Below are 26554 nucleotides of genomic sequence, written 5' to 3'. Positions count from 1 at the left end.
CAGCCCTCAAAGGGGTGGGGCGTTGGGGGTGGGTGGCTGCTTTTGTATACATTTCATGCGCTGCTTTGCGCTTGGCACGTTTCAACGTCAACACAGCTGTGGTTGATCGCCGTTTTTTTCAGGGCTTGCCGTCTCCCGCTGCTGCAGCCCTGGTCATGGGCTTCATTTGGTTGATGAATGACATGGGGTATCAAGGTGCTGAGGTGGTGTGGCCTATGTTTGCGATGTGCCTGTACTCTGGACTGACAATGGTGACGAATGTCCCCTTTTACAGTTTCAAAGACGTTCAAATGCGCCGTAGTGTTCCCTTTGCAGTCATTGTGTTGCTTGCTTTGGTGATTGCTGTGATCAACATCCATCCTCCGATTGTTCTGTTTGCGTTGTTCATGCTGTATGGCTTGAGCGGTTATGTGTTGTATGCATGGCGGCGTACAAAAGGCATCCATACCAGTGTGATCAGTACGTCAACTGATGAACCTGACGAGCAAGGCTTGCATAAGTGACACGGGGCACGACTGCGCGATTTTTTTTGTGCTAAATTTAACCCATGCACAATATTTCGCTGGCTCTACGACTGCTAACCCTCAACGGGCAGAGTTGGTAGCGCACGCGCAAACCCAAACAAGGCCCGTATGCACCTGCAGCGGGCCTTTTGCTTTGGGGTCGAGACACACGTTGTAGGTTTTCTGAAATTCAAGGAGTTCTGACCATGGCTGACAAGCTCATTATTTTTGACACCACATTGCGTGATGGCGAACAATCGCCAGGCGCTTCTATGACGCGTGATGAAAAGCTGCGCATCGCCCGTCAATTGGAACGCCTGAAAGTCGATGTCATTGAAGCAGGGTTTGCGGCCAGCTCTAACGGTGATTTTGAAGCCGTGCAAGCCATTGCCAATGCGATCAAAGATTCAACCATTTGCTCTTTATCCCGAGCTAACGACCGTGACATCAGCCGAGCCGCTGAAGCGCTCAAAGGCGCTAAGAATGCACGTATTCACACATTCATTGCCACGTCGCCGTTGCACATGGAGAAGAAACTCCGCATGTCACCAGAACAAGTGCTTGAGCAAGCCAAGCAGTCTGTGCGCTTTGCCCGTAATTTGGTGGGAGATATCGAGTTCAGTCCTGAAGATGGTTACCGCAGTGAGATGGATTTTTTGTGTCGTGTGATCGAGACGGTCATCGCTGAGGGGGCCACGACCATCAACGTGCCGGATACGGTGGGCTATGCTGTGCCTGAACTCTACGGCAACTTCATCAAAACCTTGCGCGAGCGTGTGCCCAACAGCGACAAAGCCATCTGGTCCGTCCATTGTCACAATGATTTAGGGATGGCCGTTGCCAATTCTTTGGCTGGCGTGAAGATTGGCGGTGCGCGTCAAGTGGAATGCACGATCAACGGCTTGGGCGAGCGCGCTGGCAATTGTTCGTTGGAAGAGGTTGTCATGGCGGTCAAAACACGCAAGGACTATTTCAACTTAGAGATGGGCATTGACACGCGACAAATCGTCGCGGCTAGCCGAATGGTGAGCCAAACCACGGGCTTTGTGGTGCAACCCAACAAGGCCGTGGTCGGCGCCAATGCCTTTGCGCATGCTTCGGGCATCCACCAAGATGGCGTGCTCAAAGCACGTGACACCTACGAAATCATGCGTGCCGAAGATGTGGGCTGGAGCGCCAACAAAATTGTTTTGGGCAAACTCAGTGGCCGCAACGCTTTCAAACAGCGCCTGCAGGACTTGGGGGTTGAAATGCAAAGTGAAAGCGAAATCAACACAGCTTTTGCTAAATTCAAGGAGCTCGCAGATCGAAAGAGTGAAATATTTGACGAAGACATCTTGGCTTTATTGAGCGAAGAAAGTGTGCTCAACGACAATGAACAGTTTGCTTTCGTATCTTTGTCGCAGCACAGCGAGACCGGCGAACGCCCTCAGGCCGTCGTTGTTTTCACTGTGGGTGGACAAGAAGTGCGAGGAGAGTCCGACGGAAACGGTCCTGTTGACGCGTCCCTCAAAGCCATCGAGTCACATGTGAAAAGTGGCGCTGAAATGGTGTTGTACTCTGTCAATGCCATCAGTGGATCGACAGAAAGTCAGGGCGAGGTCACTGTGCGTTTGCAAAACAGTGGGCGCGTGGTCAATGGCGTTGGGGCCGATCCTGACATCGTGGTCGCCTCAGCCAAAGCTTACTTGGCTGCCCTGAATAAACTTCAAAGCAAAGCGGATAGGGTTGCGGCCCAGGGTTGATGTTGTTACCTTGATTGGTTTCCTCAAAAAAATCACGCAAGTCTTTGATCTTGCGTGATTTTTTATTTTTGTTAAACTATCACATCTGCTGCCATTCAAGAACAAGGAACGCCACTTGAAACAACTGTTCATTGCTACCTCCTTTGGTCTTTTGACTGTGTTTTTTGCGGCCTCAGCAACGAGCGCAACGGCAACTCCCAAACCCAGTGTCGAAAAGTCGAAAAGCACGGTTGTCAAAGCGCATTTCCGTCGAAAGGTCGAGAAAACCGTTGCTTCAAAACCTTCATTTGGCCAAATGGCTGGTTTGCATGCCACCTCAGACCACTTGGATCTGAAGTCCAGTGTGGCTTATGTGATCGACCAAGAAACGCAAGAAGTTTTGTTGAGCAAAAATGACCAAGCTGTCTTGCCTATCGCATCCATCACCAAGTTGATGACTGGGGTACTCATCAGCGAGTCGAAGTTGCCTTTGGAAGAGTCGATCACCATCACCCAAGATGATGTTGACACCGAAAAAGGCAGCAGTTCTCGTTTGCGCGTTGGAACAACTTTGACTCGCGGTGAGTTATTGCATCTGGCATTGATGGCCAGTGAAAACCGTGCTGCGCATGCATTGGGAAGGACCTACCCAGGAGGTCTTTCAGTGTTTGTGGGCTTGATGAACGCCAAAGCTGCACAACTGGGAATGCGAGATACGCGTTACGTAGAGCCGACTGGCTTGTCGAGTCACAACCAGTCTAGCGCGAAAGACCTAGCCACTTTGGTGGGCTCGGCCTATAACGATCCCATGCTGCGAGAGCTGTCAACGTCTGCGAGTTACCAAGTAGAAGTAGGCAACCATACCCTTCAGTACAGGACGACTAACCGCTTGGTCAAGAATCCCAATTGGGAAATTGGTCTTCAAAAAACAGGATACATATCCGAAGCGGGTCAATGTTTGGTGATGCAAGCCAAAGTCGCTGGTCGTAAACTGATCATGGTGTTTTTGGATTCGGCGGGCAAGCTCAGCAGAATTGCCGATGCTGAACGTGTGCGCAAATGGGTTGAGGTTCATCACGCTGGTCGTCCACAAATGTGACACACATCGCAATACAAAAAAACCAGCGAAAGCTGGTTTTTTTATGCTCGACTGTTTGGATGACCCAGCGCTTGAGAAATGGCTTGTGTCGTCAATTGAAGTTTAGGAAGCCAGCTCTCGTCCAGGCGATCCGCGGGTGCAGAAATAGAGAGACCTGCGACCAATTTGCCTTGATCATCGTATATTCCCGATGCCATGCAACGCACGCCCAACTCAAGCTCCTCGTTATCCCGGGCTACGCCATATTGTCGGACTTTGGATAGCTCTCGCTCCAATATCTGTAATTGGGTGATGCTGTTTCTGGTCTGACCACTCAAGCCCGTTCGTGTTGCATAGGCACGTACTCTTTGTAAATCGTCCATGGCTAAGAACAGTTTGCCTACCGAGGTCAAGTGCAATGGAGCTCGCCCACCAATGGCTCTCACGACTTGCATGCCGGAGCGCTCGCTGAATGCGCGTTCTACATAAACAATTTCATCACCTTGTCGAACACTCAAATTCACGGGTTGTTGAATCAGTTTGTGCAATTCACGCATCGGTTGAACAGCAGCATCTCTGACATTGAGTCGATCTTTGACCAAGTTGCCCAACTCTAGCAACCGCATCCCCAAGCGATAGCTGCCCGATTCAGGCCTGTCGACGAAGCGTCCAACGGCCAGGTCGTTCAAAATGCGGTGCGTGGTAGATGGGTGTAGGCCCGTCCTTTCGCTGATTTCTTTGAGCGATATGGCTTCTTCTCGAGATGCCAAGACATCAATGAGAGAAAAAATTCGCTCTATGACTTGGATATTTGGCGTGACAGGAACGCTGGATTTACGCATGGGCTTATTTTATCTTGTGAAATCAGCAGTCGATCCATTCCTCTTCTATCCAGTGTTGTTGAGGCGTGAAATTGGCCTTGTAACGCATTTTTTGGCTGTCTTTGATCCAATATCCCAAGTAAACATACGGGAGTTGAAGCGAACGTGCTTGTTCAATTTGCCAAAGGATGTTGTACGTCCCAAAACTGTTGCGCGCTGAAGGATCGTAAAAGGTGTAAACGGCCGATAAACCGTCATTGAGAACGTCCACAACAGACACCATTTTCAGACTTCCCAATGTGCCGTCTAAGGAGGGTGTCCTGAATTCGACCAAACGTGAATTGACCTGGCTTTGCAATAGGAATTGAGTGAATTGCTCCACGCTGTCTTGGTCCATGCCGCCCCCCGCATGCCGCTGAGCTTGATATCGCTGGTACAAATCATAATGTTCAGGCAAAAAATCCAGACTGAGTGTTCGCTCTTGTAAATTCGCATGTTGTCGCCATGCGCGACGTTGGCTTCGGGTCGCACAGAAATCTTCAACTTTGATTCGAATAGGCACACAACAACGGCAGCTATCGCAATAGGGTCTGTATGTGAACAAGCCACTGCGACGGAAGCCCTTTTGCACCAAATCAGAATAAATTTCGCTCTGAATCAAATGACTCGGGGTTGCGACTTGGGAACGGGCAATACGGTTCGGTAAGTAGCTGCAAGGGTAGGGGGCCGTTGCATAAAATTGCAATGTCTGGGTAGGTAAATCTTTCAGATTTGTCAATTTTTACCTCTTGCAGTCAAGATCTCTGACCAGTAACTGGATTGGAATTGCCAACGCATATTTGGATAATGTCGATCCATTTCAATGTCTTTGAGAAATTGTGATCTGGGTATTGGATGTGCTCCTAAAGACGCCATATGTCTCGTGTCTTGTTGGCAATCAATCCATGAAGCGCCTTGGGTACGGGCAAATGCGACAAGTGCGGACAATGCGATCTGCGAGGCATTGGACTCCAGAGAGAACATCGATTCTCCAAAAATACAGCGCCCCATAGACACACAGTACAAGCCGCCTACCAATTTATCGTTCATCCATGTTTCTACGCTGTGGGCGTGCCCTGCAAGGTGTAACGCCTCATAAGCCTCTACCATCTCATTAACGATCCAAGTGCCCGATTGACCGGGTCTAGCCACCCCGGCGCAATGGCGGATCACCGATGAAAAGTTGCTGTTGAATTTAATTTGGGCATCCGGTGAGTGAGTGAAATTCTGGAGTGTTTTACGCAAGGATCGTCGCAACTTGAAGGCATCAACCTTCAGTACCATGCGCGGATTGGGTGACCACCACAATACCGGTTGAGATGCGCTGAACCATGGAAATATCCCTTGGCTGTAGGCTTCATGAAGGCGCGTGACAGACAGGCCCCCGCCTGCCGCAACCAACCCGGCCAGTTCAGAGTCAGCGCCAAGGGCTGACTCGGCGCAAGGGAGCGGTGTGAGATCATCCAGCCAAGTGATAGTTGTTCGATCAGAGTGCATGTCTTATTTTGAATCAATGTGCATGCGTTCTATTTATGGCTAAATCCGTTGTTAATTCCAATTCTTTATGGTTAATTTTACTTTTTTCATTGGAAAACCATGAGTCGTTTGGGCATTCAACTCCCTACAATGGAAGAAAGTCATCAGGTAACCTGATGGACCATCCCATAAATTTCCGGAGTTCTGTTCATGCAACTGATGTGGGTGTCAGGACCCACCGCAACGGTGCGGACTATTTCCATCACCACACGCAAGGTGATGGTGGGTGCCTGCATGTCTGCTTTCTTTTTGATTTCATTCGGTGTTTTATTGCACTTCATTGGCTTTCGCATTGCCATTGAATTCAGCCCAAGTCTTGCCAGAAGTTTGGGCGGTGTGACCACTGAGGCAGAGCAACAACGGGTCGAGTCTGTCTATCGAGAGCGTCTGGAGAAACTACGTCAAAACCTGACCGCCACCGTACAAGAGATTCGGCAACTCGAAACACTCAAAAACCGTTTCATGGAAATCGCGACTCCCGCCAATCTGAAAGATCGGATCAGTAAAAAAGACGAGGCCAGAGGGGGGCCTTGGATTGCTCCCCGTTTGCAGGGTGCTAGTTCACAAATTTTGAGTCAAGACTTTACTGTTGCTGTCGATGAATTTGCTCGCGCCGAGGTTGCTGTCAAAAATTTGAACCTCAGTTGGACAGCACAACTCAACTGGTTAAACGCTTTGCCTACGGGTGTACCAGTAGACAAAGAGTTTCGGGTCACGAGTGGTTTTGGTATCCGAAACGACCCCTTTACCGGGCAATTGGCCATGCACGAAGGTTTGGATTTTGTTGCGCCTATGGGGGCGCCCGTGCTTGTGACAGCCGCGGGCACGGTGACCCGATCCGCCTGGGATGCTTCATACGGCAATGTCATTGAAGTCAGCCATATCGAGGGATTTACGACCCGATATGCACATCTGAGCAAGCGCACCGTTCAAGAAGGACAGCAAGTCCTTCGTGGTGAAGCCTTGGGCCAACTTGGCAATACGGGGCGCTCAACCGGACCTCATTTGCATTACGAAATCATGCGTCACGACCGTGTTCTAAACCCGACCCAAATGCTGATACAGGCCAATGCCCAATGAGTAGTTCTTCGTCCAAAAGGCCCACCATGTTTGAAAAACTCAAAGACAAATCTTTGTCCCCTTCACAGGAGCGTTTTGACACCATCATTGGACGAACCACTCAGATCTATGGGCGCTTGGTGCTGCTCGACAGCGTTCGCATTGACGGCAAAGTGGTCGGTAATATTGAAACAACGAAGGACAACAAGGTCACTGTGGCGATTGGTTTGACTGGCGAGGTCTCCGGAGACATCACCGCGCATCGCGTGATGGTGGCAGGGCGAGTTGAGGGAAATATTTATGCTGCTGAAAGGGTGGAATTCCATAAAGAATCCGTGGTCCAAGGTGATATTTCTTATGGTTCCATCGCGGTAGAACATGGGGCTCGTTTATTGGGCCTCGTGATTCAAAACCCAACCAGTGCAGCGGCATCCAATAGCAACACAGATGCTAAGAATGTGATTCGCAAGGCTCAAGAGTCTAGTGGTTGATCTCACTGCATTGAGCGCAAATCGGCCCCGATGCACCCAACATCTCACGTGAGGCATCCCATCCCAGGGGTCATTTACCCTGGCGTTGCTCGTGCAGCTGAGTTTTTCAGCAACGGCGCTTGGTTGGACACCACTGTTGGTCACGCGTTGCGTCGAACGGCTGTTGCATACCCAGACCGACAAGCGTTCATCTCAGATGAAACCAGTTTGACTTTCAAAGAGTTGGATGAGGCCACAGAGCGCTTGGCTTGTGCGTTGCTCAACCTAGGGATAGCACCAGGTGAACGGGCTATTTTTCAACTGGGCACCACTGTAGAAACCGCAGTGGTCTTGTTGTCTTGCTACAAAGCTGGAATCATCCCGGTTTGTTCATTGCCTCAGCATCGAGAAGTAGAGATAGGACAATTAACGGAGCAATCAGGTGCGACGGCTTATTTTGTTCAGGCAGATTTCAGTCCGTTTGATTTGATTGGCTTTGCCCGAGCCATGATGTCGCGTCATCTTCAGCTGAAACATTTGGTGCTCGTGCGCGGGAGCGCAGATGGTTTGCCCGACATACAAAGCCTCATCGAATGCGTTTCAGTCGAGCAAGCGCGTGCTCGTTTATCTGAGATAGCGATTGGCAGTGAAGATGTGTTGAGCTTCCAGCTCTCTGGAGGAACTACTGGAACACCCAAAATCATTCCTCGCTTTCACGCAGAATATTTAGGCCATTCAGCTGCATGGGCTCGGGGATACAACATCAATGACCAGAGCCGAGTGATTTGGTCCTTGCCTTTGTTGCATAACGCAGGGCAGTTGTATGCACTCATGCCCGTGGTCACGTCTGGTGTGAGTACGGTGCTTATGCCAAAGGTGGATATTCAGCGCATGTTGGAGTTGATTGAGACTCACCGTGTCACACATGCGATGTCGATTGGCCCCATCGCACCACAGTTGCTGGCCTACGAAAACATCGATAGCCATGACCTGTCATCCCTGCAACTTTTTGCGACCATGAGCCGTGCAGACAAATTAGAGCAACACATCAAAAGGCCTTGCTCGAATTTGTTTGGCATCACAGAAGGCTTGTTGCTCGGATCTGGTGCCGATGCGCCTGTCTTGATGCGACACCAGACGCAAGGCATCTCAGGCTGCCCTTATGACGAAATCGTTCTTCTCAAACCCGAAAGTGAAGAGCCTGTCTTGCCCGGAGAAATGGGGGAGCTGTGCTTCAGAGGGCCTTCCAGTTTGACTGGCTTTTTTCAGTCGCCACAAGCCAATCAAAGCGCATTCACCGCAGATGGTTATTACCGAACCGGCGACATGATGACCGCGCATGAAGTCGAGGGCGTGGTTTGCTACACCTTTGAAGGACGATTGCGCGACAACATCAACCGTGGAGGAGAAAAAATTGGCTGTGAAGAAGTGGAAGGTTTCGTCAACCAGCACCCACATGTCGCCGATGCCAAGTTGGTGGCGATGCCAGATCCTTTTTATGGAGAAAAGGGCTGTATCTTCATCATCCCCAGAGCAGGTTTGAAAGCGCCTGGAGTCCAGGAGTTGGCTGCATTTCTCACTGGGTTGGGGCTTGCGAAATACAAATGCCCAGAGCGGATTGAAATCACGGACAGTTTCCCAGTCACACGCGTCGGAAAATTAGACAAGCCGGCTCTGAAGAAAACAATTGCTGATAAATTGGCGGCTGAGCAACACACACAACAATTGAATTAAATCCTTGCCGCACGCGACAGCCGTGTGTCTTGGCAAGTTGCTGTCACATCCATAATCTGTTTGGATCGATACATGTGAATTTTGACAAACGATCACGCAAAGCTCAAATTCGAGCTACAAATAAAACCAGGAGACTACCCATGCAACTCGTATCCAAAGCTTCTCTGATCACTGCGATCACGATGGTTTTTTTTGTCAATGCCCCCCCGGTATCAGCCCAGGGCTTTCCCAATAAATCCGTTCGTGCCGTAGTGCCTTTTTCTGCTGGTAGCGGTCCTGATTCCGTGGTTCGCATGGTCGGCGAAAAACTCAATCGCGAGTTGGGGCAACAACTGGTGGTGGACAACAAACCTGGCGCCAACGGTTGGCTCACCATTGGTGAAGTTAAACGCGCCCCAGCCGATGGTTACAACGTGATGTTGGTGGACGCAACCCACATGTCTTTGCAACAGCATTTATACAAACAAATGCCATTTGATCCCGTCAAAGATTTTGACTTGGTGGCTCCTTTGTACACCACTAACTTTTTCATTGTGGTCAGTGTCAATTCACCTTGGAAAAATGTCAACGACTTGATTGCCGCGGCCAAAGCCAAAGACAATGAAATGACCTATGGCAGTTGGGGGATTGGGAGTGTGGCCCATGTCGGAACTGCCATGTTAGAGAGCGCCACTGGAACACAGATGCGTCACATTCCTTTCAAAGAATTGCCACAACTCTACACGGCAGTGTCAACGGGTGAAGTCGATTGGGCCTTTGGCACTGCGGCATCCGCGGGGGCGCTGTACAAAGCCAAAAAAGTCAAATTCTTGGCCTATGCGGGAACCAAACGACTTCCTGGATACACCGATGTCCCAACCGTTGGTGAGGCAGGCGGCCCAAACAATTTTGAGCTCAATACCTGGGTCGCTTTTTATGCGCCCAAGGGCGTACCCAAAGCCACCGCGGATCGGCTCTACACCAGCACCCAAAAGGCCTTGGCTGAACCCGATGTGAAAGAGCGCTTGTCGGCGGTCGGCTTTGAACCTTGGACATTGACGCCAGCAGATGCCACCAAAATCGCTGAGGCAGATCGCTTGCGTTTTGCTGAGGTAGTCAAGAAGGCCAAAATCTCGGTGGATTGATCTTCAGTCACCTTCCAATGACTTGGCTGCCCCTGTTTTTAACAGGGTTTTTTTTCACCGATTTCACATGGCTGAGATCGCGTCAACCATGAGTTTGATCGAGATGATGAACAAGCCGATTTGGATCAGTTTAAAGAACCACGCATCGGCGATTTTTTTAGTCAGGTAGGCGCCAAGAACCGTTCCGATCAAAGCCATTGGAATGAGGAACATGGCGCTCGTCAGATCCTCCATCGTGTAGGGTCTCAGTTGCTGGTAAGGCAGAATTTTTGCAGCGTTGATCACTGCAAATACAAGCGTGGCAGTGCCTGCAAACTCTGCTTTGGGCAAGCGTTGGGGCAGCATATAAACTTGAAAAGGTGGCGCACCCGCATGTGAAATGAAACTGGTGAAGCCTGCCAGAGCCCCCCAAAAAAGGCCCTTACCCGCGTGCGCTGGTTGCGTTGCTTGGTTGGCTTGTTTCCTAAGCCAAGTGTTCAAACAAAAACCAATACCAATGACCCCCAGCAGCAATTTGATGGCGATATCAGAAATGTAAGATGCCGTCAGCCAGCCGATGAATACGCCGAGCACACCCGCTGGAATCAAAATTTTCAAATTGGGCAAACTGAAGTTTTTGCGGTATAGCCAAATGCCCACCACATCTGAGATCACATAGATTGGAAGCAACAACACGGCCGCCTTCATGGGGGAGATCACCAATGAAAGAATGGGCACGGCCAACATGCCGATCGAAGGTAATCCACCTTTAGAAAGGCCAATCAAAAGGGCCCCAAAGTTCGTGATGAAGAAAAACTCGTCGATGATCATGCGCGCCTTAGTTGGATGATGCTTTTCAACAAAAAAGCCCCTGTCCGAAGACGGGGGCTTTTATTTTTTGGCGGAGCAGGCGGGATTCGAACCCGCGGTGGGCTATTAACCCACACACGCTTTCCAGGCGTGCGACTTAAACCACTCATCCACCGCTCCAAGACTTTGATTGTAACAGTGGGCGAGTACACTTCCGCGCTGTTGTTTTGTCAATGAACGCGCCGTTCGGAGTCCTGCATGAAATTTCGCTTTCCCATCGTCATCATCGACGAGGATTTTCGTTCCGAGAACACCTCGGGTTTGGGTATCCGTGCTTTGGCAGAAGCCATTGAAGGTGAAGGCTATGAGGTGATGGGGGCCACCAGCTATGGTGACCTGAGCCAGTTCGCGCAACAACAGTCGCGTGCCAGTGCCTTCATCTTGTCGATCGATGATGAGGAGTTCACACCGGGCCCCGACTTGGATCCTGCCGTTCTGAACTTGCGCAACTTCATTGAAGAAGTGCGGCGCAAAAACGCCGACGTGCCGATCTATGTCTACGGTGAAACCAAAACTTCGCGTCACTTGCCCAACGACATCTTGCGCGAATTGCATGGCTTCATCCACATGTTCGAAGACACGCCTGAGTTTGTGGCACGTCACATCATCCGGGAAGCCAAGAGTTATTTGGAGAGCGTGCAACCTCCATTCTTTAAAGCCTTGCTCGATTACGCTGAAGACGGCTCTTACTCTTGGCACTGCCCAGGCCATTCGGGGGGCGTCGCCTTCTTGAAGAGCCCTGTGGGGCAGATGTACCACCAGTTCTATGGCGAAAACATGTTGCGCGCTGACGTCTGCAACGCGGTGGAAGAATTGGGCCAATTGCTCGACCACAATGGCGCCATTGGCGAGAGCGAGCGCAATGCCGCACGTATCTTCAACGCAGACCATTGCTTCTTTGTCACCAACGGCACCAGCACCTCGAACAAAATTGTTTGGCACCACACGGTGGCTCCGGGTGACGTGGTGGTGGTGGATCGAAACTGTCACAAGTCGGTGTTGCACGCCATCATCATGACCGGTGCTGTGCCCGTGTTCTTGAAGCCCACACGCAACCACTACGGCATCATTGGCCCCATCCCAAAAAGCGAATTTGAACCGGCCGCCATCCAAGCCAAGATCAAAGCCAACCCCTTGCTCAAAGGCGTGGATGCCAAAAAAGTCAAGCCCCGGGTGTTGACGCTCACACAGTCCACCTACGACGGCGTGCTCTACAACACCGAGACCATCAAGAAAATGCTTGACGGCTATGTGGCCAATCTGCACTTTGACGAAGCCTGGTTGCCGCATGCCGCCTTCAACCCGTTCTACGGCACCTACCACGCCATGGGCAAGAAGCGCGAGCGCCCCATGCATTCGGTGGTGTATGCCACCCAGTCTATTCACAAACTGCTGGCGGGCATCAGCCAAGCCAGTCATGTGTTGGTGCAAGACTCGCAGAAAACCAAGTTGGACCGTCACCTGTTCAACGAAGCCTATTTGATGCACACCAGCACCAGCCCGCAGTACAGCATCATTGCCAGCTGCGACGTGGCGGCGGCCATGATGGAGCCACCTGGCGGCACCGCGTTGGTAGAAGAAAGCATTGCCGAAGCACTTGACTTTCGCCGTGCCATGCGCAAGGTCGATGAAGAATACGGCAATGATTGGTGGTTCAAGGTGTGGGGGCCTGACGAGTTGGTCGATGACGGCATTGGCCGGGCTGAAAGCTGGATCATCAAAGGCACGGGCAAGTCGTCCAAATGGCACGGCTTTGGCAAACTGGCCGATGGCTTCAACATGCTCGACCCCATCAAGGCCACCATCGTGACGCCGGGCTTGGACCTGAACGGCAAGTTCGACAAGAGTGGTATTCCGGCCAGCATCGTCACCAAGTTTTTGGCTGAGCACGGCGTCATCGTTGAAAAGACTGGCTTGTACAGCTTCTTCATCATGTTCACCATTGGCATCACCAAGGGGCGTTGGAACTCGTTGTTGACAGCGTTGCAACAGTTCAAGGACGACTACGACCGCAACCAACCCATGTGGCGCATCTTGCCCGAGTTTTGTCAAAAGCATCGTGCGTACGAACGGATGGGGTTGCGTGACTTGTGCCAACACGTCCACACCTTGTATGCCAAGTACGACATTGCCCGCTTGACCACCGAGATGTATTTGTCTGATCTCACCCCAGCCATGAAGCCCAGTGACGCGTATGCCCAAATTGCACACCGCAACACCGAGCGGGTGCCTGTGGATGAGCTGTTGGGGCGCATCACCACCAGCTTGGTCACGCCTTATCCGCCCGGCATTCCGTTGCTCATTCCTGGTGAGGTATTCAACAAGAAGATCGTGGACTATCTCAAGTTTGCGCGTGAGTTCAACATGCAATGTCCTGGCTTTGAAACCGACATCCACGGGTTGGTGGAAGAAATCAGCGCAGATGGCAAGCGGTCTTACTTTGCCGACTGCGTGAAGCAATAAAAAAAGAGCGCCAAGGCGCTCTTTTTTTGATCTGAGGTGCTGGATTTATTCGCCAGCAGGTTCGGCAATGCCCCCCACCACTTGGCTGAAACCGCCGTCCACATAGGTGATTTCAGCGGTCATGCCAGCAGCCAGGTCGCTCATCAAAAATGCGGCCACATTGCCTACATCGTCAATCGTCACATTGCGACGAATAGGGGACGCTTCAGCGACCACGCTCAAAATCTTGCCGAAGCCTTTGATGCCGCTGGCTGCCAAGGTTTTGATGGGGCCTGCGCTGATGCCGTTGGCTCGCAAGCCACGACCTTTCGCGCCCAATGACTCTGCCAGGTATCGCACCGAAGCCTCAAGTGAAGCTTTGGCCAAACCCATGGTGTTGTAGTTGGGGACCGTGCGAATGGCACCTAGGTAGCTCAAAGTCAACACGGCCGCGTTGTCGTTGAGGTAGGGCAGGGCAGCTTTGGCCATCGCGGGGAAACTGTAGGCGCTGATGTCGTGTGCAATTTTGAAACCTTCACGGCTCAGACCCTCCAGGAAGTCTCCGGCAATCGCTTCGCGCGGTGCGTAGCCAATGCTGTGCACAAAGCCATCGAATGTCGGCCAATGTGCCGACAAGTCTTTGAAGAGTTGGTCAATTTGGGCATCGTCACCCACGTCGCAATCAAAAATCAACTTGGAGTCAAAGTCTGCGGCAAAGTCTGTGATGCGGTCTTTGAAGCGTTCGCCCACATAGCTAAAAGCCAACTCTGCACCTTGGCTGTGGCAAGCTTTGGCGATGCCGTAGGCAATGGAACGGTTGGACAATACACCGGTGATGAGTAGTTTTTTACCAGCGAGAAAACCTGTGTGTGCGGTCATGAGTGGGCCTCTGAAAAAATCTTGCAGAATTGTCGCATGCGAGGTTTGTTATTTTTACTGCTGATGTGGGTTTGTTGTCCGTCTTGGGCAGGCCACGCCTACGCCCAATTTGGTGACATCAAATACCCGTCCAAGTTCCACCACTTTGAGTATGTGAACCCAGAGGCACCTAAAGGAGGGGAACTGGTGTTGGTGCCACCTTCAAGACTGTCAAGTTTTGACAAATACAACCCATTCACGCTCAAAGGCAACGCCGCACCGGGCGTGTTGGGCTTGGTGTTTGAAACACTGTTGACGGGTACGTTGGACGAACCCACCACCGCTTACGGTTTATTGGCTGAAGACGTGAGTGTGGCAGCTGACAAACGTTCGGTGACCTTTCGTTTGCGTCGCGCCGCACGTTTTCACAATGGGGCCCCTGTGTTGGCCGAAGATGTGAAATATGCGTTTGACAAACTCACCAGCAAAGAGGCGGCCCCACAGTTTCGAACTTTGTACGCTGAGGTCACCGCCTGCAAAGTCATGGATGCACTCACGGTGCGCTTTGAATTTGCACGGGCCAATCCTGAGTTGCCCTTGATCGTTGGCAACTTGCCGGTCTTCAGCCGTCAATGGGGCGCAAAGAACGGGACTCCTCAGCCCTTGGACAAAATCGTCACCGATCTGCCTATTGGGAGCGGACCCTACAAGGTTGGACGTGTGGTGTTCGGCCGAGACATCAGCTACGACCGTGACCCTGATTATTGGGGCGGTGATGTCAATGTTCGTCGAGGTCTTTTCAACTTCGATCGCGTGACCTACAGGCTCTACAAGGACAACACCGCGCAATTAGAGGGATTCAAAGCCGGTGAGTTTGATTTCATTCAGTCCTTCATCGCCCGCGAATGGGCCCGTGCCTACACGGGCAAAGCCTTCAACAGCGGCCAACTCATCAAACGTGAGCTTCAGCATGGCAATGCGGGAGACTTTCAGGGTTTCTTGTTCAACACCCGACTGCCCAAATTTCAAGATCCCCGTGTGCGTGAAGCCATTGGCCTGGCAATGGATTTTGAATGGATGAACCGTCAACTTTTTTACAACGCCTATCGGCGCGTGCGGGGTTATTTTGTGGCGAGCGATTTTGAGGCCACGGACAGGCCCGACACCGCAGAGTTGGCACTTCTCAGCCCCTTAAGAGCACAGCTTGCACCCGAAGTTTTCAGCCAACCTGTGCCTTTACCTCCGCACACCGAGTTAGACCCCGCATCCGGCCAGACACTGCGTGACCATTTGCGTCAAGCCAAGGCCTTGTTGGCGCAAGCGGGATGGACTTACCGTGAGGGTGCCTTACGAAACGCACAAGGCGATCCATTCACCCTCGAGTTTTTAGACAATTCCGGCGCCATGGGCCGCGTGGTGACGCCATACGCCAAAAACCTGGAAAAGTTGGGCTTCAAGGTGAACTACAAAGTGATCGACTTTGCGGTGCTGCAAAAACGTCTGGATGTGTTTGATTTCGAAATCATCAGCAACCGCAATGTGGGCAGTGAATCCCCGGGCACCGAATTGATGGAGCGCTTTGGCTCCAAAGCAGCAGGCACAGAGGGCTCTGGCAATTTCATGGGCATCCAGGACTCGGCCGTTGACGCACTGTTAGAGCAGGTGATTTCTGCCAGGACCCGGCCTCAATTGATCACGGCTGCCCGTGCTCTGGATCGTGTGCTGCGTCACGGCCATTACGCCGTGCCCCATTGGTATGGCGGCGTACACCGCGTCGCTTGGCGCAATGGCCGTTTCGAGCAACCAACCACCACGCCGCGCTATTACCAGCCCGAAGCGTGGGCCGTATCGACATGGTGGGCCACACGTGACAACCGTGCCAGTTTGGCCGCACAGGCAAGGGCAAAGGACTGACATGCTCAGCTACATCTTCAAGCGCTTGCTGCTCATGGTACCGACCCTGTTCGGGGTCTTGTTGATGACGTTTGCGGTCATACAGTTTGTACCCGGTGGTCCTGTCGAGCAAATGGTGTCGCAGCTGCAAGGGCGCGACAGCGGAGCGGAGGGCGCCTCGTCAAGTGGCGCTGGATATCGAGGGCGTCAAGGCGTTGATGCGGCACGGATTGAAGAAATCAAACAGCTTTACGGCTTTGATAAACCAGCCCCAGAACGGTTTTGGCAAATGGTCCAACAGTTCGCCCGTTTTGATTTGGGTAAAAGTTTTTTCTATCCCAAAGATGTCTGGGAATTGGTGCGCGAGAAACTCCCTGTTTCCATCAGTTTGGGGCTTTGGACTTTCTTGTTGAGCTACCTGATCTCAGTTCCGCTGGGAATTGCCAAAGCCGTGCGTTCCGGCTCTCACTTTGACATGCTGACCAGTCTGCTGGTTTTAACCGGCTATGCCATTCCTGGGTTCGTCCTTGGCGTGGCCTTGTTGGTGGTGTTCGGTGGGCAGTTGCAATGGTTTCCCCTGCGGGGATTGACCTCCGCCAACTGGGATCAACTCGGGTGGGGCGCGCGCATTGTTGATTACTTGTGGCACATCGTGCTGCCAGTGACCTCCAGCGTGTTGGGCGCCTTTGCTGTCATCACCATGCTGACGAAAAATGCCTTTTTGGAAGAAATTCGCAAGCAATACGTGTTGACGGCGCGGGCCAAAGGCTTGTCGCAACGACGTGTGTTGTGGCGCCATGTGTTTCGCAACGCCTTGATTCCCTTGGTCACGGGTTTTCCGGCGGCCTTCATTGGGGCATTCTTCACGGGTTCGTTGCTGATCGAAACGCTGTTCTCGTTGGATGGTTTGGGCTTGCTCAGCTATGAGAGTGTGATGCGCCGTGACTATCCTGTTGTGCTTGGCACTTTGTATTTGTTCACGCTGATTGGTTTGTTCACCAAGCTCATCAGCGATCTGTGTTACGTCTGGGTGGATCCTCGTGTCAAATTTGATTAACACCCCCCAATCGCCCCGTCAGCGTGCTTGGCTGCGTTTTCGACGCAATCGCTTGGGTTTCTTCAGCATGTGCTTGTTCGTGCTGATCTTTCTCTTGAGTTTGTTTGCAGAACTGTTGTCGAACGACAAGCCATTGATGGCTCGCTACCAGGGGCACTGGTACGTACCGATTGTGCAAAGCTTGCCGGAGACCACATTTGGCGGCGACTTTGCCACGCCCACAGATTTTTTAGACCCTTTCATCCAAAAGCAATTTGCCCAGTCGGGCAACTGGGCTTTGTATCCGCCCAACCCCTATCACCACAGCACACTGAATTACTTCGCCAAAGAACCTAACCCAGCGCCACCGTCGCCGGACAACTGGTTGGGGACGGACGATCGAGGACGTGACGTGGTCGCGCGCCTGTTGTACGGCTTTCGAATCTCCGTGTTGTTCGCTTTGGCGTTGACAATATTTGGTACGGTCCTCGGCGTACTGACAGGTGCATTGCAGGGGTTTTTTGGTGGCAAAACAGACCTGGCCATGCAGCGCTTCATTGAAATATGGAGTGCCATGCCTGAGTTGTATTTGCTCATCATTTTTTCGGCGGTGTTCGACCCCAGCATCAGCTTGTTGTTGGTGTTGCTCGGATTGTTTGGTTGGATGGGCTTGTCGGACTATGTGCGCGCCGAGTTTTTGCGCAACCGACAACTTGACTACGTGCGTGCTGCACGCGCCCTAGGTCTGTCCAATCGCCAAATCATTTGGCGCCATGTATTGCCCAACAGTTTGACACCCGTGGTGACCTTCTTGCCATTTCGCATGAGTGCGGCCATTTTGGCCCTGACCTCGTTGGACTTCTTGGGCCTAGGCGTTCCTCCGGGCACCCCCAGTTTGGGTGAGTTGTTGGCGCAGGGCAAGAACAACATCGATGCATGGTGGATTTCTCTGTCCACTTTCGCAGTTTTGGTGGTGACCTTGATGTTGCTGACTTTCATGGGGGATGGTTTGCGCGACGCGCTAGACCCCAGAAAGGCCCAGCCATGAGGTTGCCCTTGCTTCAAGTTCGTGATTTGCGCATTGCATTTGGTGCCCAGGAGGTGGTGCATGGCATCAACTTCAATGTGGAGCATGGCGAGAAGTTGGCCTTGGTTGGAGAGTCGGGTTCGGGCAAGAGCATCACGGCACTCAGCCTGGTTCGGTTGGTTGATGGGGCAACCATGTCAGGGCGTTGCTTGTGGACACCGCAGGACGCTGAATCTTTGGCTGCCGTCGCCACCGATGAACTGCAAACCCGTGACCTGTTGAAACTCAAAGAGCGTGATCTGCAAGCACTTCGCGGGCAGGACATTGCATTTGTTTTCCAAGAGCCCATGACAGCTTTGAACCCCTTGTTCACCGTTGGGGATCAAATTGCTGAAGTGCTGCAACTCAAGCGCGGCATGCTGAGGGATGAGGCCTGGTTTGAGGTGATTCGTTTGCTCTCAGACACAGGCATCACAGAGCCTCAGCGACGCGCACTCACTTATCCGCATCAGCTCTCGGGTGGGCAACGCCAACGCGTCATGATTGCCATGGCCTTGGCGTGCCGCCCTCGTCTTTTGGTGGCCGACGAACCCACCACAGCCCTGGATGTGTCACTGCGCTGTCAGATATTGGACTTGCTCGACAGTTTGCAACAACGCTACGGCATGTCTGTGCTGCTCATCACGCACGACTTGCAGGCCGTGCGTCGCTTTGCCGACCGTGTCTTGATCATGGAAAAAGGACACGTTGTCGAATCAGGGAACGTAGCCGATGTTCTGGATCGTCCAGAGCACGCATACACCCAGCATCTGATCGACAGCCACGCGTCACGGGATGTGCTTCCTTGTCGTGCCGATGCACCTGTGGTGATGCAAGCCAAACAGATTCAGGTGATCTATCCCGTCACACGCGCCGGCTGGCGAGGCTGGTTGGGTAAAGGGGAATTCGTTGCAGTGCAAGCTTTGGACTTTGAATTGCGCGCAGGTCAAACCTTGGGTGTGATGGGCGAGTCTGGTTCGGGCAAGTCTAGTTTGGCCTTGGCTGCCTTGGGCTTGCTGCCCTTCAACGGCCAGTTGAACATCGGGGGCCAAGCATGGTCAGGTCGCGCCAAGCAAGACTTGTCCTTGCGTCGTAAGGTCCAGGTGGTGTTTCAAGACCCTTTTTCCTCTTTGTCTCCCCGCATGAATGTGCGTGAGTTGGTCTCTGAGGGCTTGCGCTTGCACAACCCTGAGTTGGATGACTTGGGGTGTTTACGCCGTTTGCTCGTCACTTTGGCCGCGGTCGGTTTGACAGAGTCTGAGTTTCCCGGATTGCTGCAGCGCTACCCGCACGAGTTTTCTGGTGGTCAGCGTCAACGATTGGCCATTGCGCGAGCCTTGGTGGTCGACCCGCAGGTGTTGGTTTTGGACGAGCCCACCAGCGCACTGGATGTGGCCATTCAAAAACAAGTGCTGGAATTGCTGCAACAGCTCCAACGCGATCGTGGGTTGAGTTATTTGCTGATCACGCATGATGTGGCGGTCGTACGGGCCATGGCGCATGATGTGCTGATCATGCAAGCAGGACAAGTGGTGGAATCGGGGACTGCCGAAGCGGTGTTGAACCATCCCCAGCACCACTACACGCGGTTGTTGGTGGCTGCTGCAAGCTAATCTGCATTCCGCACGTGTCCCAACGGCCACTTTGATGCCTTGGGTTTGTTGGAATCGACGGCAGCACTTATTTTCTGACATTCTCTTTGCAAATCAAGCATTTAGACGTTACAATGAGCGCTTCACGACCAAACGGGCGGGTAATTACCGCCCGTTTTTTTTGGTCGATTGTTTTTTGATCCTTTGAACCTAGGGTTTTCGTCGACGTGGCTTTGCAGCAAATAGTAGAACAAACTGTCACAGGTTTAGGTTACGACCTGGTTGAGATTGAACGCTCTGCCGGGGGGCTGTTGCGCATCACCATTGATTTGCCTTGGACGCCAGAAACGCCTTTGCAATTCGTCACGGTCGAAGACTGCGAACGCGTGACCCGGCAGTTGCAGTTTGCGCTTGAAGTTGATGCCGTGACCTACCAGCGCCTAGAGGTTTCATCCCCTGGCATTGACAGGCCCTTGCGGCACCAAGCAGATTTTGAGCGCTTTGTAGGCGAAGAGGTGGACCTCACGCTCAAGGCGCCCATGGGTGCCGCGGCTGCAGGACAAGTGTCTGCCAATCGTAAGAAATTTCGTGGCACCTTGGAGCGCACGGACGATGGCCTTGGTTGGCAAATCACCTGGCGTGACGCACCCAAGGCCAAACCCGGTCAAAAAATCAGTCAAAAAAGAGCCGAGACCCCGCTGCATGCGTTGGGTTTCACGTTGGACGAATTGCGTGAAGCACGTCTGGCACCGATTGTGGATTTCAAGGGCAAAAAGCCCCGTTGAATTTTGTTCTTGAGAAGGAGTAGTCGTCATGAACCGCGAAATGTTGATGTTGGTTGAAGCCATCTCGCGCGAGAAAAACGTCGAGCGCGATGTGGTGTTTGGTGCAGTCGAATCTGCATTGGCACAAGCCACGAAAAAGCTCTACGAGGGTGAGGTGGACATCCGCGTGGCCATGGACCGCGACACGGGCGATTACGAAACTTTCCGTCGTTGGTTGGTTGTCCCTGATGCTGCGGGTTTGCAAAATCCGGAGGCCGAAGAAATGCTGATGGACGCTCGCGAGCGAGTGCCTGACGCAGAAGAGGGCGAGTACATCGAGGAATCCATCGAGTCGTTGCCCATTGGCCGCATTGGTGCCATGGCAGCCAAGCAAGTGATTTTGCAAAAAATCCGTGACGCCGAGCGCGAGATGTTGCTCAACGACTTCATGTCACGTGGCGACAAAATCTTTGTCGGTGCCGTCAAGCGCATGGACAAAGGCGACATCATTGTCGAATCTGGTCGCGTCGAAGGCCGCCTGCGCCGCAACGAGATGATCCCCAAAGAAAACCTGCGCAATGGCGACCGCGTGCGCGCCATGATCATGGATGTGGACCTGACCTTGCGCGGCGCCCCCATCATTTTGTCGCGTTCTGCACCCGAGTTCATGGTGGAGTTGTTCCGCCAAGAAGTGCCAGAAATTGAGCAAGGCTTGCTTGAAATCAAATCTTGCGCCCGTGACCCAGGTTCACGCGCCAAGATCGCCGTGGTGTCGCATGACAAACGGGTCGACCCCATTGGCACCTGTGTGGGCGTGCGCGGAACGCGCGTCAACGCGGTGACCACTGAGTTGGCCGGTGAGCGCGTCGACATTGTGTTGTGGAGCGAAGACCCGGCACAGTTTGTGATCGGTGCCTTGGCCCCTGCCAATGTCAGCTCCATCGTGGTGGACGAAGAAAAGCACGCCATGGACGTGGTGGTGGACGAAGAAAACCTGGCCATCGCCATCGGTCGTGGCGGACAAAACGTGCGTCTGGCTTCTGACCTAACGGGTTGGAAGATCAACATCATGGACGCTGCCGAGTCTGCCCAAAAACAAGCCGACGAAACACACGGCATGCGTGCCTTGTTCATGGCCAAACTGGACGTGGACCAAGAGGTGGCTGACATCCTGATTGAAGAAGGCTTCACCAGCTTGGAAGAGGTGGCTTATGTGCCTCTGCAAGAGATGCTCGAAATCGAGAGCTTCGATGAAGACACCGTCAATGAGTTGCGCGCACGTGCCAAGGATGCGCTCCTCACCATGGAAATTGCACGCGAAGAGAGCGTCGAAGAAGTTTCGCAAGACCTGCGTGACTTGGAGGGGTTGACTGTTGAACTCATCGCCAAATTGGCTGAGAACAGCGTTCACACCCGTGACGATTTGGCCGATTTGGCCGTAGACGAGCTCACAGCCATCACAGGCCAAAGCGAAGAAGAGGCCAAAGCCCTGATCTTGAAGGCACGCGAACATTGGTTCGCGGGTCAAGAGTAATGGTCATGGAGAGGAACCACCACATATGTCCAGTACGACAGTTGCCGAGTTTGCCAGCGAACTCAAAAAATCAACCGACACATTGCTTGAGCAATTGAGCTCAGCAGGTGTGTCCAAATCTTCGGCCAGCGATGCGCTGACCGAAGCCGACAAACAAAAGCTGTTGAGCCACTTGCAAGCCAGCCACGGTACCGTGGCTGCTGATCGTAAAAAGATCACCTTGGTGAAAAAATCCACCAGCGAAATCAAGCAAGCCGATGCGTCAGGCAAAGCCCGCACGATCCAGGTGGAGGTTCGTAAGAAGCGCACCTTCATCAAGCGTGATGAACCTGACACCGTTGATTCTCCTGAAATGGCACCAGTTGCCTCCGTGGAACATGAACCAGCGCAGATGGCATCTGCTGCCTCGTTGATCAACGAAGCGGAGTTGGCCCGTCGTGAAGAAGAGGCACGTCGTCAAGCGGAGCTGATTCGTCGCCAAGAAGAAGAGTTGGCCGAAAAACGCCGTCAACGAGAAGCCCACGAAGCGCACGAGCGTGCGCAAGCCGAGGCGGCAAAAGCCGCTGCTGACGCGGCCAAAGCTGCGCAGACCACGGCTGAAATCGTGGCCGCTGTGGAAGACACTGCTGCAGCCAGCAAGGCGCAAGCTGAAGAGGCTGCGCGGGAACAAGCCGCTGCAGCCTCCAAAGCCCGTGCGGACGAAGAAACTGCGCGAGCCAAAGATTTGGATTCACGCCGTCGCAAAGCTTTGGCCGAAGCCGAAGCGATTCGCGCCATGATGAGCACACCTCAAAAAGTTCTCGTCGCCAAAAAGCCTGAGCCTACGGCCGCAGAAACTGCCAAAGCGGCCATGAAGGGCACCTTGCACAAGCCAGCTGGCAGCCCGGGTGCTGTCGCACGTACCGCTGCACCTGGTGCACCGGGCGCAACCGCGACACCAGGCGGCAACAAGGAAGTCAAGAGTGCCAAGCTGTCATCCAGCTGGGCCGATGAACAAGCGAAAAAGAAAGAAATCAAAACGCGTGGTGATTCCAGTGGTGGTGTGGGCCGCAACAGCTGGCGCGGTGGTCCTCGCGGCCGGCGTGAGCAACGTGGGGGTCGAGATGACAACCATGCCAATGCAGCCCCCACAGAAGCACGCGTGATTGAAGTGCACGTGCCTGAAACCATCACCGTGGCCGAATTGGCCCACAAGATGGCCGTCAAGGCCTCAGAGGTGATCAAACAGCTGATGAAGCTGGGTCAGATGGCCACGATCAACCAGCCGCTGGATCAAGACACCGCCATGATTTTGGTGGAAGAAATGGGTCACAAGGCCATCGTGGCGGCACTGGACGATCCGGAGGCCTTCACCGAAGAAGAGGCCTCTGCTCACCATGCCGACGCCATCACCCGAGCCCCAGTGGTCACGGTCATGGGTCACGTTGACCACGGCAAGACGTCGTTGCTGGACTACATTCGCCGAGCCAAAGTAGCCTCAGGCGAAGCCGGTGGCATCACCCAACACATCGGTGCTTACCACGTGGAAACGCCACGCGGCATGATCTCCTTCCTCGACACCCCAGGCCACGAAGCCTTCACGGCCATGCGTGCCCGTGGTGCCAAAGCGACGGACATTGTGATCTTGGTGGTGGCTGCCGATGACGGCGTGATGCCTCAAACCAAGGAGGCCATCAAGCACGCCAAAGCTGCGGGTGTGCCGATCGTGGTAGCCGTCAACAAAATTGACAAGCCCGGTGCCAACCCAGAACGCGTCAAAGGCGAATTGGTGGCCGAAGAAGTGGTGCCAGAAGAGTTCGGCGGCGAGTCTCCATTTGTCTTGGTGTCTGCCAAAACAGGGGCAGGCATCGACGAATTGTTGGAACAGGTCCTGTTGCAAGCCGAAGTGCTGGAACTCAAAGCACCCGTCGACGCCATGGCCAAAGGCTTGGTGATTGAAGCTCGATTGGACAAGGGACGTGGTCCCGTGGCCACCGTGCTGGTGCAGTCTGGCACCCTCAGCGCCGGCGATGTGGTGTTGGCAGGTCAAACCTTTGGCCGTGTGCGCGCTATGTTGGACGAGAACGGCAAGCCCATCAAGTCGGCAGGCCCTTCCATTCCAGTGGAAGTGCAAGGCCTGACCGAGGTGCCGCAAGCCGGTGACGAATTCATGGTGATGACCGACGAACGTCGTGCCCGTGAAATTGCCACTTACCGTGCAGGCAAGGTGCGCAACACCAAGTTGGCCAAACAACAAGCGTCCAAGTTGGAGAACATGTTCTCCGACATGACCTCGGGCGACGTGAAGATGCTGCCCATCATCGTCAAAGCCGACGTGCAAGGTTCGCAAGAAGCCTTGGCCGCCTCTTTGCTCAAGTTGTCCACCGACGAAGTCAAAGTTCAACTGGTGTACGCCGCCGTCGGTGGTATCAGTGAGAGCGACATCAACTTGGCCATTGCCTCCAAAGCCGTGGTGATTGGTTTCAACACCCGTGCCGATGCCGGTGCGCGCAAGTTGGCCGAAGGCAATGGTGTGGAGATTCGTTACTACAACATCATTTATGACGCTGTGGATGAACTCAAAGCCGCGATGTCCGGCATGCTCACACCTGACAAGAAAGAAGAAGTCATCGGTACGGCCGAGATTCGTCAAGTGCTGCGTGTCAGCAAGATTGGTGCGATCGCGGGTTGTATGGTCACGTCCGGTTTTGTACGCCGCACAGCCAAGTTGCGCTTGTTGCGCAACAACGTGGTGGTTTTCACCGGCGAACTCGACAGCTTGAAGCGTTTCAAAGACGACGCCAAAGAAGTCAAAGAGAACTTCGAGTGCGGTTTGACCATCAAGAATTACAACGACATCGTCGAGGGCGACGTCTTGGAATTCTTTGAAATCAAAGAGGTTGCACGGTCGTTGTAAAACGTCATTGGTATGGCACGTAAACCGAGCAGCACCCCCAACCGCAGTTTCAAGGTGGCCGACCAAATCCAGCGTGATTTGGCCGAGTTGATTGCGCGCGAATTGAAAGATCCGCGCGTGGGCATGGTCACTTTGCAAGGTGTGGAAGTCACGCCCGATTACGCCCATGCCAAAGTGCACTTCAGCGTTCTCAACGGGGACCCCAAAGCTTGCGCAGAAGGTCTCAACCAAGCTGCGGGGTTTTTGCGCAATGGCTTGTTCAAACGCTTGCACATCCACACCGTGCCGACCTTGCATTTCATGTACGACCGCACGCCCGAGCATGCATCAGACATGAACGCCCTGATTGCCAAGGCAGTCTCCTCCAAAGCGAAGGAAGACTGATGACCACAGCCGAGAGTAAGCCACTCGCAGTGGTTGAGTGCGGTGGTCAGACACGCGCGCCACGCACCCGAGTGCAGCGGCGTCCTGTCCATGGGGTGTTGTTGTTGGACAAACCCTATGGCTTGTCCAGCAACAACGCATTGCAAAAAGCCAAATGGCTGCTGCGCGCCGAAAAGGCAGGGCATACCGGAACGCTCGACCCTTTGGCGACTGGCGTGTTGCCAATTTGCTTTGGCGCCGCTACCAAATTCAGCCAGCTCCATTTGGATGCTGACAAATCCTACGAAGCGATTGCGGTGCTAGGCATTCAAACCAGCACGGCGGATGCCGAAGGCGACGTGATTGCCGAGAAACCTGTTGACTTCAAGCCCGAGCAGTTGCAGGCCGTGCAAGCACAATTCACGGGCCCGATCAGCCAAGTCCCGCCGATGCACAGTGCCTTGAAAAAAGACGGCAAAGCCTTGTATGACTATGCCCGTGCTGGCATTGAAGTCGAGCGCGAAGCACGCCCAGTCACCATCCATGCCTTGAGCCTGCAAGAAATCGAACCAGACAAAGGCCACCGTCGTTTGAAGATCACAGTGACGTGCAGCAAAGGCACCTACATCCGAACCCTGGGCGAAGACATCGGTCTGGCCCTTGGCTGTGGCGCCCATTTGAGCGCTTTGCGCCGCACCGTCACCGGGCCTTTCGGAGCTAGCCAATGCATCAGCTTGCAGGATTTGGAGGCCATGTCTGAGCCCGAAAGACAAGCACGCTTGTTGCCAGTCGATGCCTTGTTGAATGGTCACGTGGCCGTCACCTTGGCACCTGAAGATGCAGGCAGATTTTTAAGTGGTGTGCGACGCCGTGGCTCTTGGCCCGACTGCGCCCGCACTGCCGTGTATGGCCACACGCCTCGTTCCCTGTTGGGTACGGCACATGTGACGGCCGGCGAACTGATTCCTGGGCGTTTGTTGAGCCCGATCGAAATTCAATCAATCTTGGAGAGTGAAGTATGAGTAAACAAATTCGCAACATTGCCATCATTGCCCACGTTGACCACGGCAAAACCACCATGGTTGACCAGTTACTGCGCCAATCCGGCACGTTTGCCGACCACGAAAAAGTGGTGGACACCGTCATGGACAACAACGCGATTGAGCGCGAACG

At 53.3% G+C, this 26554-nt stretch carries 23 protein-coding genes and 1 tRNA gene; 18 read left to right on the top strand and 6 right to left on the bottom strand.

Annotated features, from left to right (window positions below; translation table 11 throughout):
* The 3 genes from ACKWJN_RS02070 to ACKWJN_RS02060 all read left to right on the top strand — a co-directional run.
* Positions 1 to 503 (top strand): CDP-alcohol phosphatidyltransferase family protein (locus ACKWJN_RS02070; protein WP_408594054.1); only part of this gene is annotated, 503 nt, incomplete at its 5' end.
* 206 nt (positions 504 to 709) lie between these two features.
* Positions 710 to 2248 carry a 2-isopropylmalate synthase gene (locus ACKWJN_RS02065; RefSeq protein WP_408594052.1) on the top strand — a complete coding sequence of 513 codons (1539 nt, stop codon included), beginning with the start codon at positions 710 to 712 and terminating at the stop codon, positions 2246 to 2248.
* Positions 2249 to 2399: 151 nt separating this feature from the next.
* Positions 2400 to 3326 carry a serine hydrolase gene (locus ACKWJN_RS02060; protein ID WP_408594059.1) on the top strand — a complete coding sequence of 309 codons (927 nt, stop codon included), beginning with the start codon at positions 2400 to 2402 and terminating at the stop codon, positions 3324 to 3326.
* Between the two features lie 41 nt (positions 3327 to 3367).
* On the opposite strand, the gene ACKWJN_RS02055 is transcribed toward ACKWJN_RS02060, so the two are convergent.
* The 3 genes from ACKWJN_RS02055 to aat are packed head-to-tail and all read right to left on the bottom strand — an operon-like array spanning position 3368 to position 5662.
* Positions 3368 to 4147 carry an IclR family transcriptional regulator gene (locus ACKWJN_RS02055; RefSeq protein WP_408594050.1) on the bottom strand — a complete coding sequence of 260 codons (780 nt, stop codon included), beginning with the start codon at positions 4145 to 4147 and terminating at the stop codon, positions 3368 to 3370.
* 22 nt (positions 4148 to 4169) lie between these two features.
* Positions 4170 to 4904 (bottom strand): arginyltransferase, encoded by a 735-nt coding sequence (locus ACKWJN_RS02050; protein WP_408594048.1) that lies wholly within the window; start codon positions 4902 to 4904, stop codon positions 4170 to 4172.
* Entirely contained in the window at positions 4901 to 5662 is a 762-nt protein-coding gene (gene aat / locus ACKWJN_RS02045; RefSeq protein WP_408594046.1) for a leucyl/phenylalanyl-tRNA--protein transferase, read from the bottom strand. The genes ACKWJN_RS02050 and aat overlap by 4 nt, the downstream gene beginning before the upstream one ends.
* A 189-nt stretch (positions 5663 to 5851) precedes the next feature.
* Here aat and ACKWJN_RS02040 point away from each other — a divergent pair, with 189 nt between their 5' ends.
* The 4 genes from ACKWJN_RS02040 (at position 5852) to ACKWJN_RS02025 (ending at position 10088) form a co-directional block, all read left to right on the top strand.
* Complete coding sequence (locus tag ACKWJN_RS02040; protein WP_408594044.1) at positions 5852 to 6781, top strand: M23 family metallopeptidase; 930 nt, start codon at positions 5852 to 5854, stop codon at positions 6779 to 6781.
* Between the two features lie 26 nt (positions 6782 to 6807).
* Positions 6808 to 7251, top strand: a complete 444-nt coding sequence (locus ACKWJN_RS02035) for a polymer-forming cytoskeletal protein (protein ID WP_408594043.1) — start codon at positions 6808 to 6810, stop codon at positions 7249 to 7251.
* A gap of 30 nt (positions 7252 to 7281) precedes the next feature.
* A complete protein-coding gene (locus ACKWJN_RS02030) occupies positions 7282 to 8964 on the top strand; it encodes an AMP-binding protein (RefSeq protein WP_408594041.1) in 1683 nt (560 codons plus the stop codon).
* A 140-nt stretch (positions 8965 to 9104) separates the two neighbouring features.
* Positions 9105 to 10088, top strand: a complete 984-nt coding sequence (locus ACKWJN_RS02025; protein WP_408594039.1) for a Bug family tripartite tricarboxylate transporter substrate binding protein — start codon at positions 9105 to 9107, stop codon at positions 10086 to 10088.
* 63 nt (positions 10089 to 10151) lie between these two features.
* On the opposite strand, the gene ACKWJN_RS02020 is transcribed toward ACKWJN_RS02025, so the two are convergent.
* Positions 10152 to 10898, bottom strand: a complete 747-nt coding sequence (locus ACKWJN_RS02020; RefSeq protein ID WP_408594038.1) for a sulfite exporter TauE/SafE family protein — start codon at positions 10896 to 10898, stop codon at positions 10152 to 10154.
* 68 nt (positions 10899 to 10966) lie between these two features.
* Positions 10967 to 11057 (bottom strand) — tRNA-Ser (locus ACKWJN_RS02015).
* A gap of 78 nt (positions 11058 to 11135) precedes the next feature.
* On the opposite strand from ACKWJN_RS02015, the gene ACKWJN_RS02010 reads away from it, so the two are divergent.
* Complete coding sequence (locus tag ACKWJN_RS02010) at positions 11136 to 13400, top strand: Orn/Lys/Arg decarboxylase N-terminal domain-containing protein (RefSeq protein ID WP_408594036.1); 2265 nt, start codon at positions 11136 to 11138, stop codon at positions 13398 to 13400.
* A gap of 45 nt (positions 13401 to 13445) precedes the next feature.
* On the opposite strand, the gene fabI is transcribed toward ACKWJN_RS02010, so the two are convergent.
* The gene (gene fabI / locus ACKWJN_RS02005; RefSeq protein ID WP_408594034.1) at positions 13446 to 14258 is read right to left on the bottom strand and encodes an enoyl-ACP reductase FabI; all 813 of its coding nucleotides are present in this window, start codon (positions 14256 to 14258) and stop codon (positions 13446 to 13448) included.
* A gap of 36 nt (positions 14259 to 14294) precedes the next feature.
* Here fabI and ACKWJN_RS02000 point away from each other — a divergent pair, with 36 nt between their 5' ends.
* The 10 genes from ACKWJN_RS02000 to ACKWJN_RS01955 all read left to right on the top strand — a co-directional run.
* Positions 14295 to 16151, top strand: coding sequence for an extracellular solute-binding protein (locus tag ACKWJN_RS02000; RefSeq protein ID WP_408594032.1), 1857 nt, complete (start codon positions 14295 to 14297; stop codon positions 16149 to 16151).
* Between the two features lies 1 nt (position 16152).
* The gene (locus ACKWJN_RS01995; RefSeq protein WP_408594030.1) at positions 16153 to 17187 is read left to right on the top strand and encodes a microcin C ABC transporter permease YejB; all 1035 of its coding nucleotides are present in this window, start codon (positions 16153 to 16155) and stop codon (positions 17185 to 17187) included.
* On the top strand, positions 17165 to 18214 hold the full coding sequence (locus ACKWJN_RS01990; RefSeq protein WP_408594057.1) for an ABC transporter permease: 1050 nt from the start codon (positions 17165 to 17167) through the stop codon (positions 18212 to 18214). The genes ACKWJN_RS01995 and ACKWJN_RS01990 overlap by 23 nt, the downstream gene beginning before the upstream one ends.
* A complete protein-coding gene (locus ACKWJN_RS01985; RefSeq protein WP_408594029.1) occupies positions 18211 to 19845 on the top strand; it encodes an ABC transporter ATP-binding protein in 1635 nt (544 codons plus the stop codon). Before ACKWJN_RS01990 ends, ACKWJN_RS01985 begins: the two co-directional genes overlap by 4 nt.
* A 206-nt stretch (positions 19846 to 20051) precedes the next feature.
* A complete protein-coding gene (gene rimP, locus ACKWJN_RS01980; protein WP_408594027.1) occupies positions 20052 to 20609 on the top strand; it encodes a ribosome maturation factor RimP in 558 nt (185 codons plus the stop codon).
* Positions 20610 to 20637: 28 nt separating this feature from the next.
* Positions 20638 to 22122 (top strand): transcription termination factor NusA, encoded by a 1485-nt coding sequence (gene nusA / locus ACKWJN_RS01975; RefSeq protein ID WP_408594026.1) that lies wholly within the window; start codon positions 20638 to 20640, stop codon positions 22120 to 22122.
* A 25-nt stretch (positions 22123 to 22147) separates the two neighbouring features.
* Entirely contained in the window at positions 22148 to 25018 is a 2871-nt protein-coding gene (gene infB / locus ACKWJN_RS01970) for a translation initiation factor IF-2 (protein WP_408594024.1), read from the top strand.
* Between the two features lie 12 nt (positions 25019 to 25030).
* Positions 25031 to 25402, top strand: a complete 372-nt coding sequence (gene rbfA, locus ACKWJN_RS01965; RefSeq protein WP_408594022.1) for a 30S ribosome-binding factor RbfA — start codon at positions 25031 to 25033, stop codon at positions 25400 to 25402.
* A complete protein-coding gene (gene truB / locus ACKWJN_RS01960; RefSeq protein WP_408594020.1) occupies positions 25402 to 26403 on the top strand; it encodes a tRNA pseudouridine(55) synthase TruB in 1002 nt (333 codons plus the stop codon). Before rbfA ends, truB begins: the two co-directional genes overlap by 1 nt.
* A partial coding sequence (locus ACKWJN_RS01955) for a GTP-binding protein (RefSeq protein ID WP_408594055.1) occupies positions 26400 to 26554 on the top strand: 155 nt, incomplete at its 3' end. The genes truB and ACKWJN_RS01955, both read left to right, overlap by 4 nt.

Origin of the sequence: Limnohabitans sp. (assembly GCF_046052825.1) — a bacterium.
Classification (GTDB): domain Bacteria; phylum Pseudomonadota; class Gammaproteobacteria; order Burkholderiales; family Burkholderiaceae_C; genus Limnohabitans.
Note: the sequence above shows the minus strand (reverse complement) of the source record. Positions and strands in the feature narration are given on the sequence as shown.

Bases quoted from the DNA above. Each gene is read 5' to 3' on its own strand.
- aat (WP_408594046.1), bottom strand. From the start codon at position 5,662: ATGCACTCTGATCGAACAACTATCACTTGGCTGGATGATCTCACACCG.
- ACKWJN_RS02040 (WP_408594044.1), top strand. From the start codon at position 5,852: ATGCAACTGATGTGGGTGTCAGGACCCACCGCAACGGTGCGGACTATT.
- ACKWJN_RS02025 (WP_408594039.1), top strand. From the start codon at position 9,105: ATGCAACTCGTATCCAAAGCTTCTCTGATCACTGCGATCACGATGGTT.
- ACKWJN_RS01995 (WP_408594030.1), top strand. From the start codon at position 16,153: ATGCTCAGCTACATCTTCAAGCGCTTGCTGCTCATGGTACCGACCCTG.
- rbfA (WP_408594022.1), top strand. From the start codon at position 25,031: ATGGCACGTAAACCGAGCAGCACCCCCAACCGCAGTTTCAAGGTGGCC.
- ACKWJN_RS02065 (WP_408594052.1), top strand. From the start codon at position 710: ATGGCTGACAAGCTCATTATTTTTGACACCACATTGCGTGATGGCGAA.
- ACKWJN_RS02030 (WP_408594041.1), top strand. From the start codon at position 7,282: ATGCACCCAACATCTCACGTGAGGCATCCCATCCCAGGGGTCATTTAC.
- fabI (WP_408594034.1), bottom strand. From the start codon at position 14,258: ATGACCGCACACACAGGTTTTCTCGCTGGTAAAAAACTACTCATCACC.
- ACKWJN_RS02020 (WP_408594038.1), bottom strand. From the start codon at position 10,898: ATGATCATCGACGAGTTTTTCTTCATCACGAACTTTGGGGCCCTTTTG.
- ACKWJN_RS02055 (WP_408594050.1), bottom strand. From the start codon at position 4,147: ATGCGTAAATCCAGCGTTCCTGTCACGCCAAATATCCAAGTCATAGAG.
- infB (WP_408594024.1), top strand. From the start codon at position 22,148: ATGTCCAGTACGACAGTTGCCGAGTTTGCCAGCGAACTCAAAAAATCA.
- ACKWJN_RS02000 (WP_408594032.1), top strand. From the start codon at position 14,295: ATGCGAGGTTTGTTATTTTTACTGCTGATGTGGGTTTGTTGTCCGTCT.
- truB (WP_408594020.1), top strand. From the start codon at position 25,402: ATGACCACAGCCGAGAGTAAGCCACTCGCAGTGGTTGAGTGCGGTGGT.
- ACKWJN_RS01985 (WP_408594029.1), top strand. From the start codon at position 18,211: ATGAGGTTGCCCTTGCTTCAAGTTCGTGATTTGCGCATTGCATTTGGT.
- nusA (WP_408594026.1), top strand. From the start codon at position 20,638: ATGAACCGCGAAATGTTGATGTTGGTTGAAGCCATCTCGCGCGAGAAA.
- ACKWJN_RS02010 (WP_408594036.1), top strand. From the start codon at position 11,136: ATGAAATTTCGCTTTCCCATCGTCATCATCGACGAGGATTTTCGTTCC.
- ACKWJN_RS02035 (WP_408594043.1), top strand. From the start codon at position 6,808: ATGTTTGAAAAACTCAAAGACAAATCTTTGTCCCCTTCACAGGAGCGT.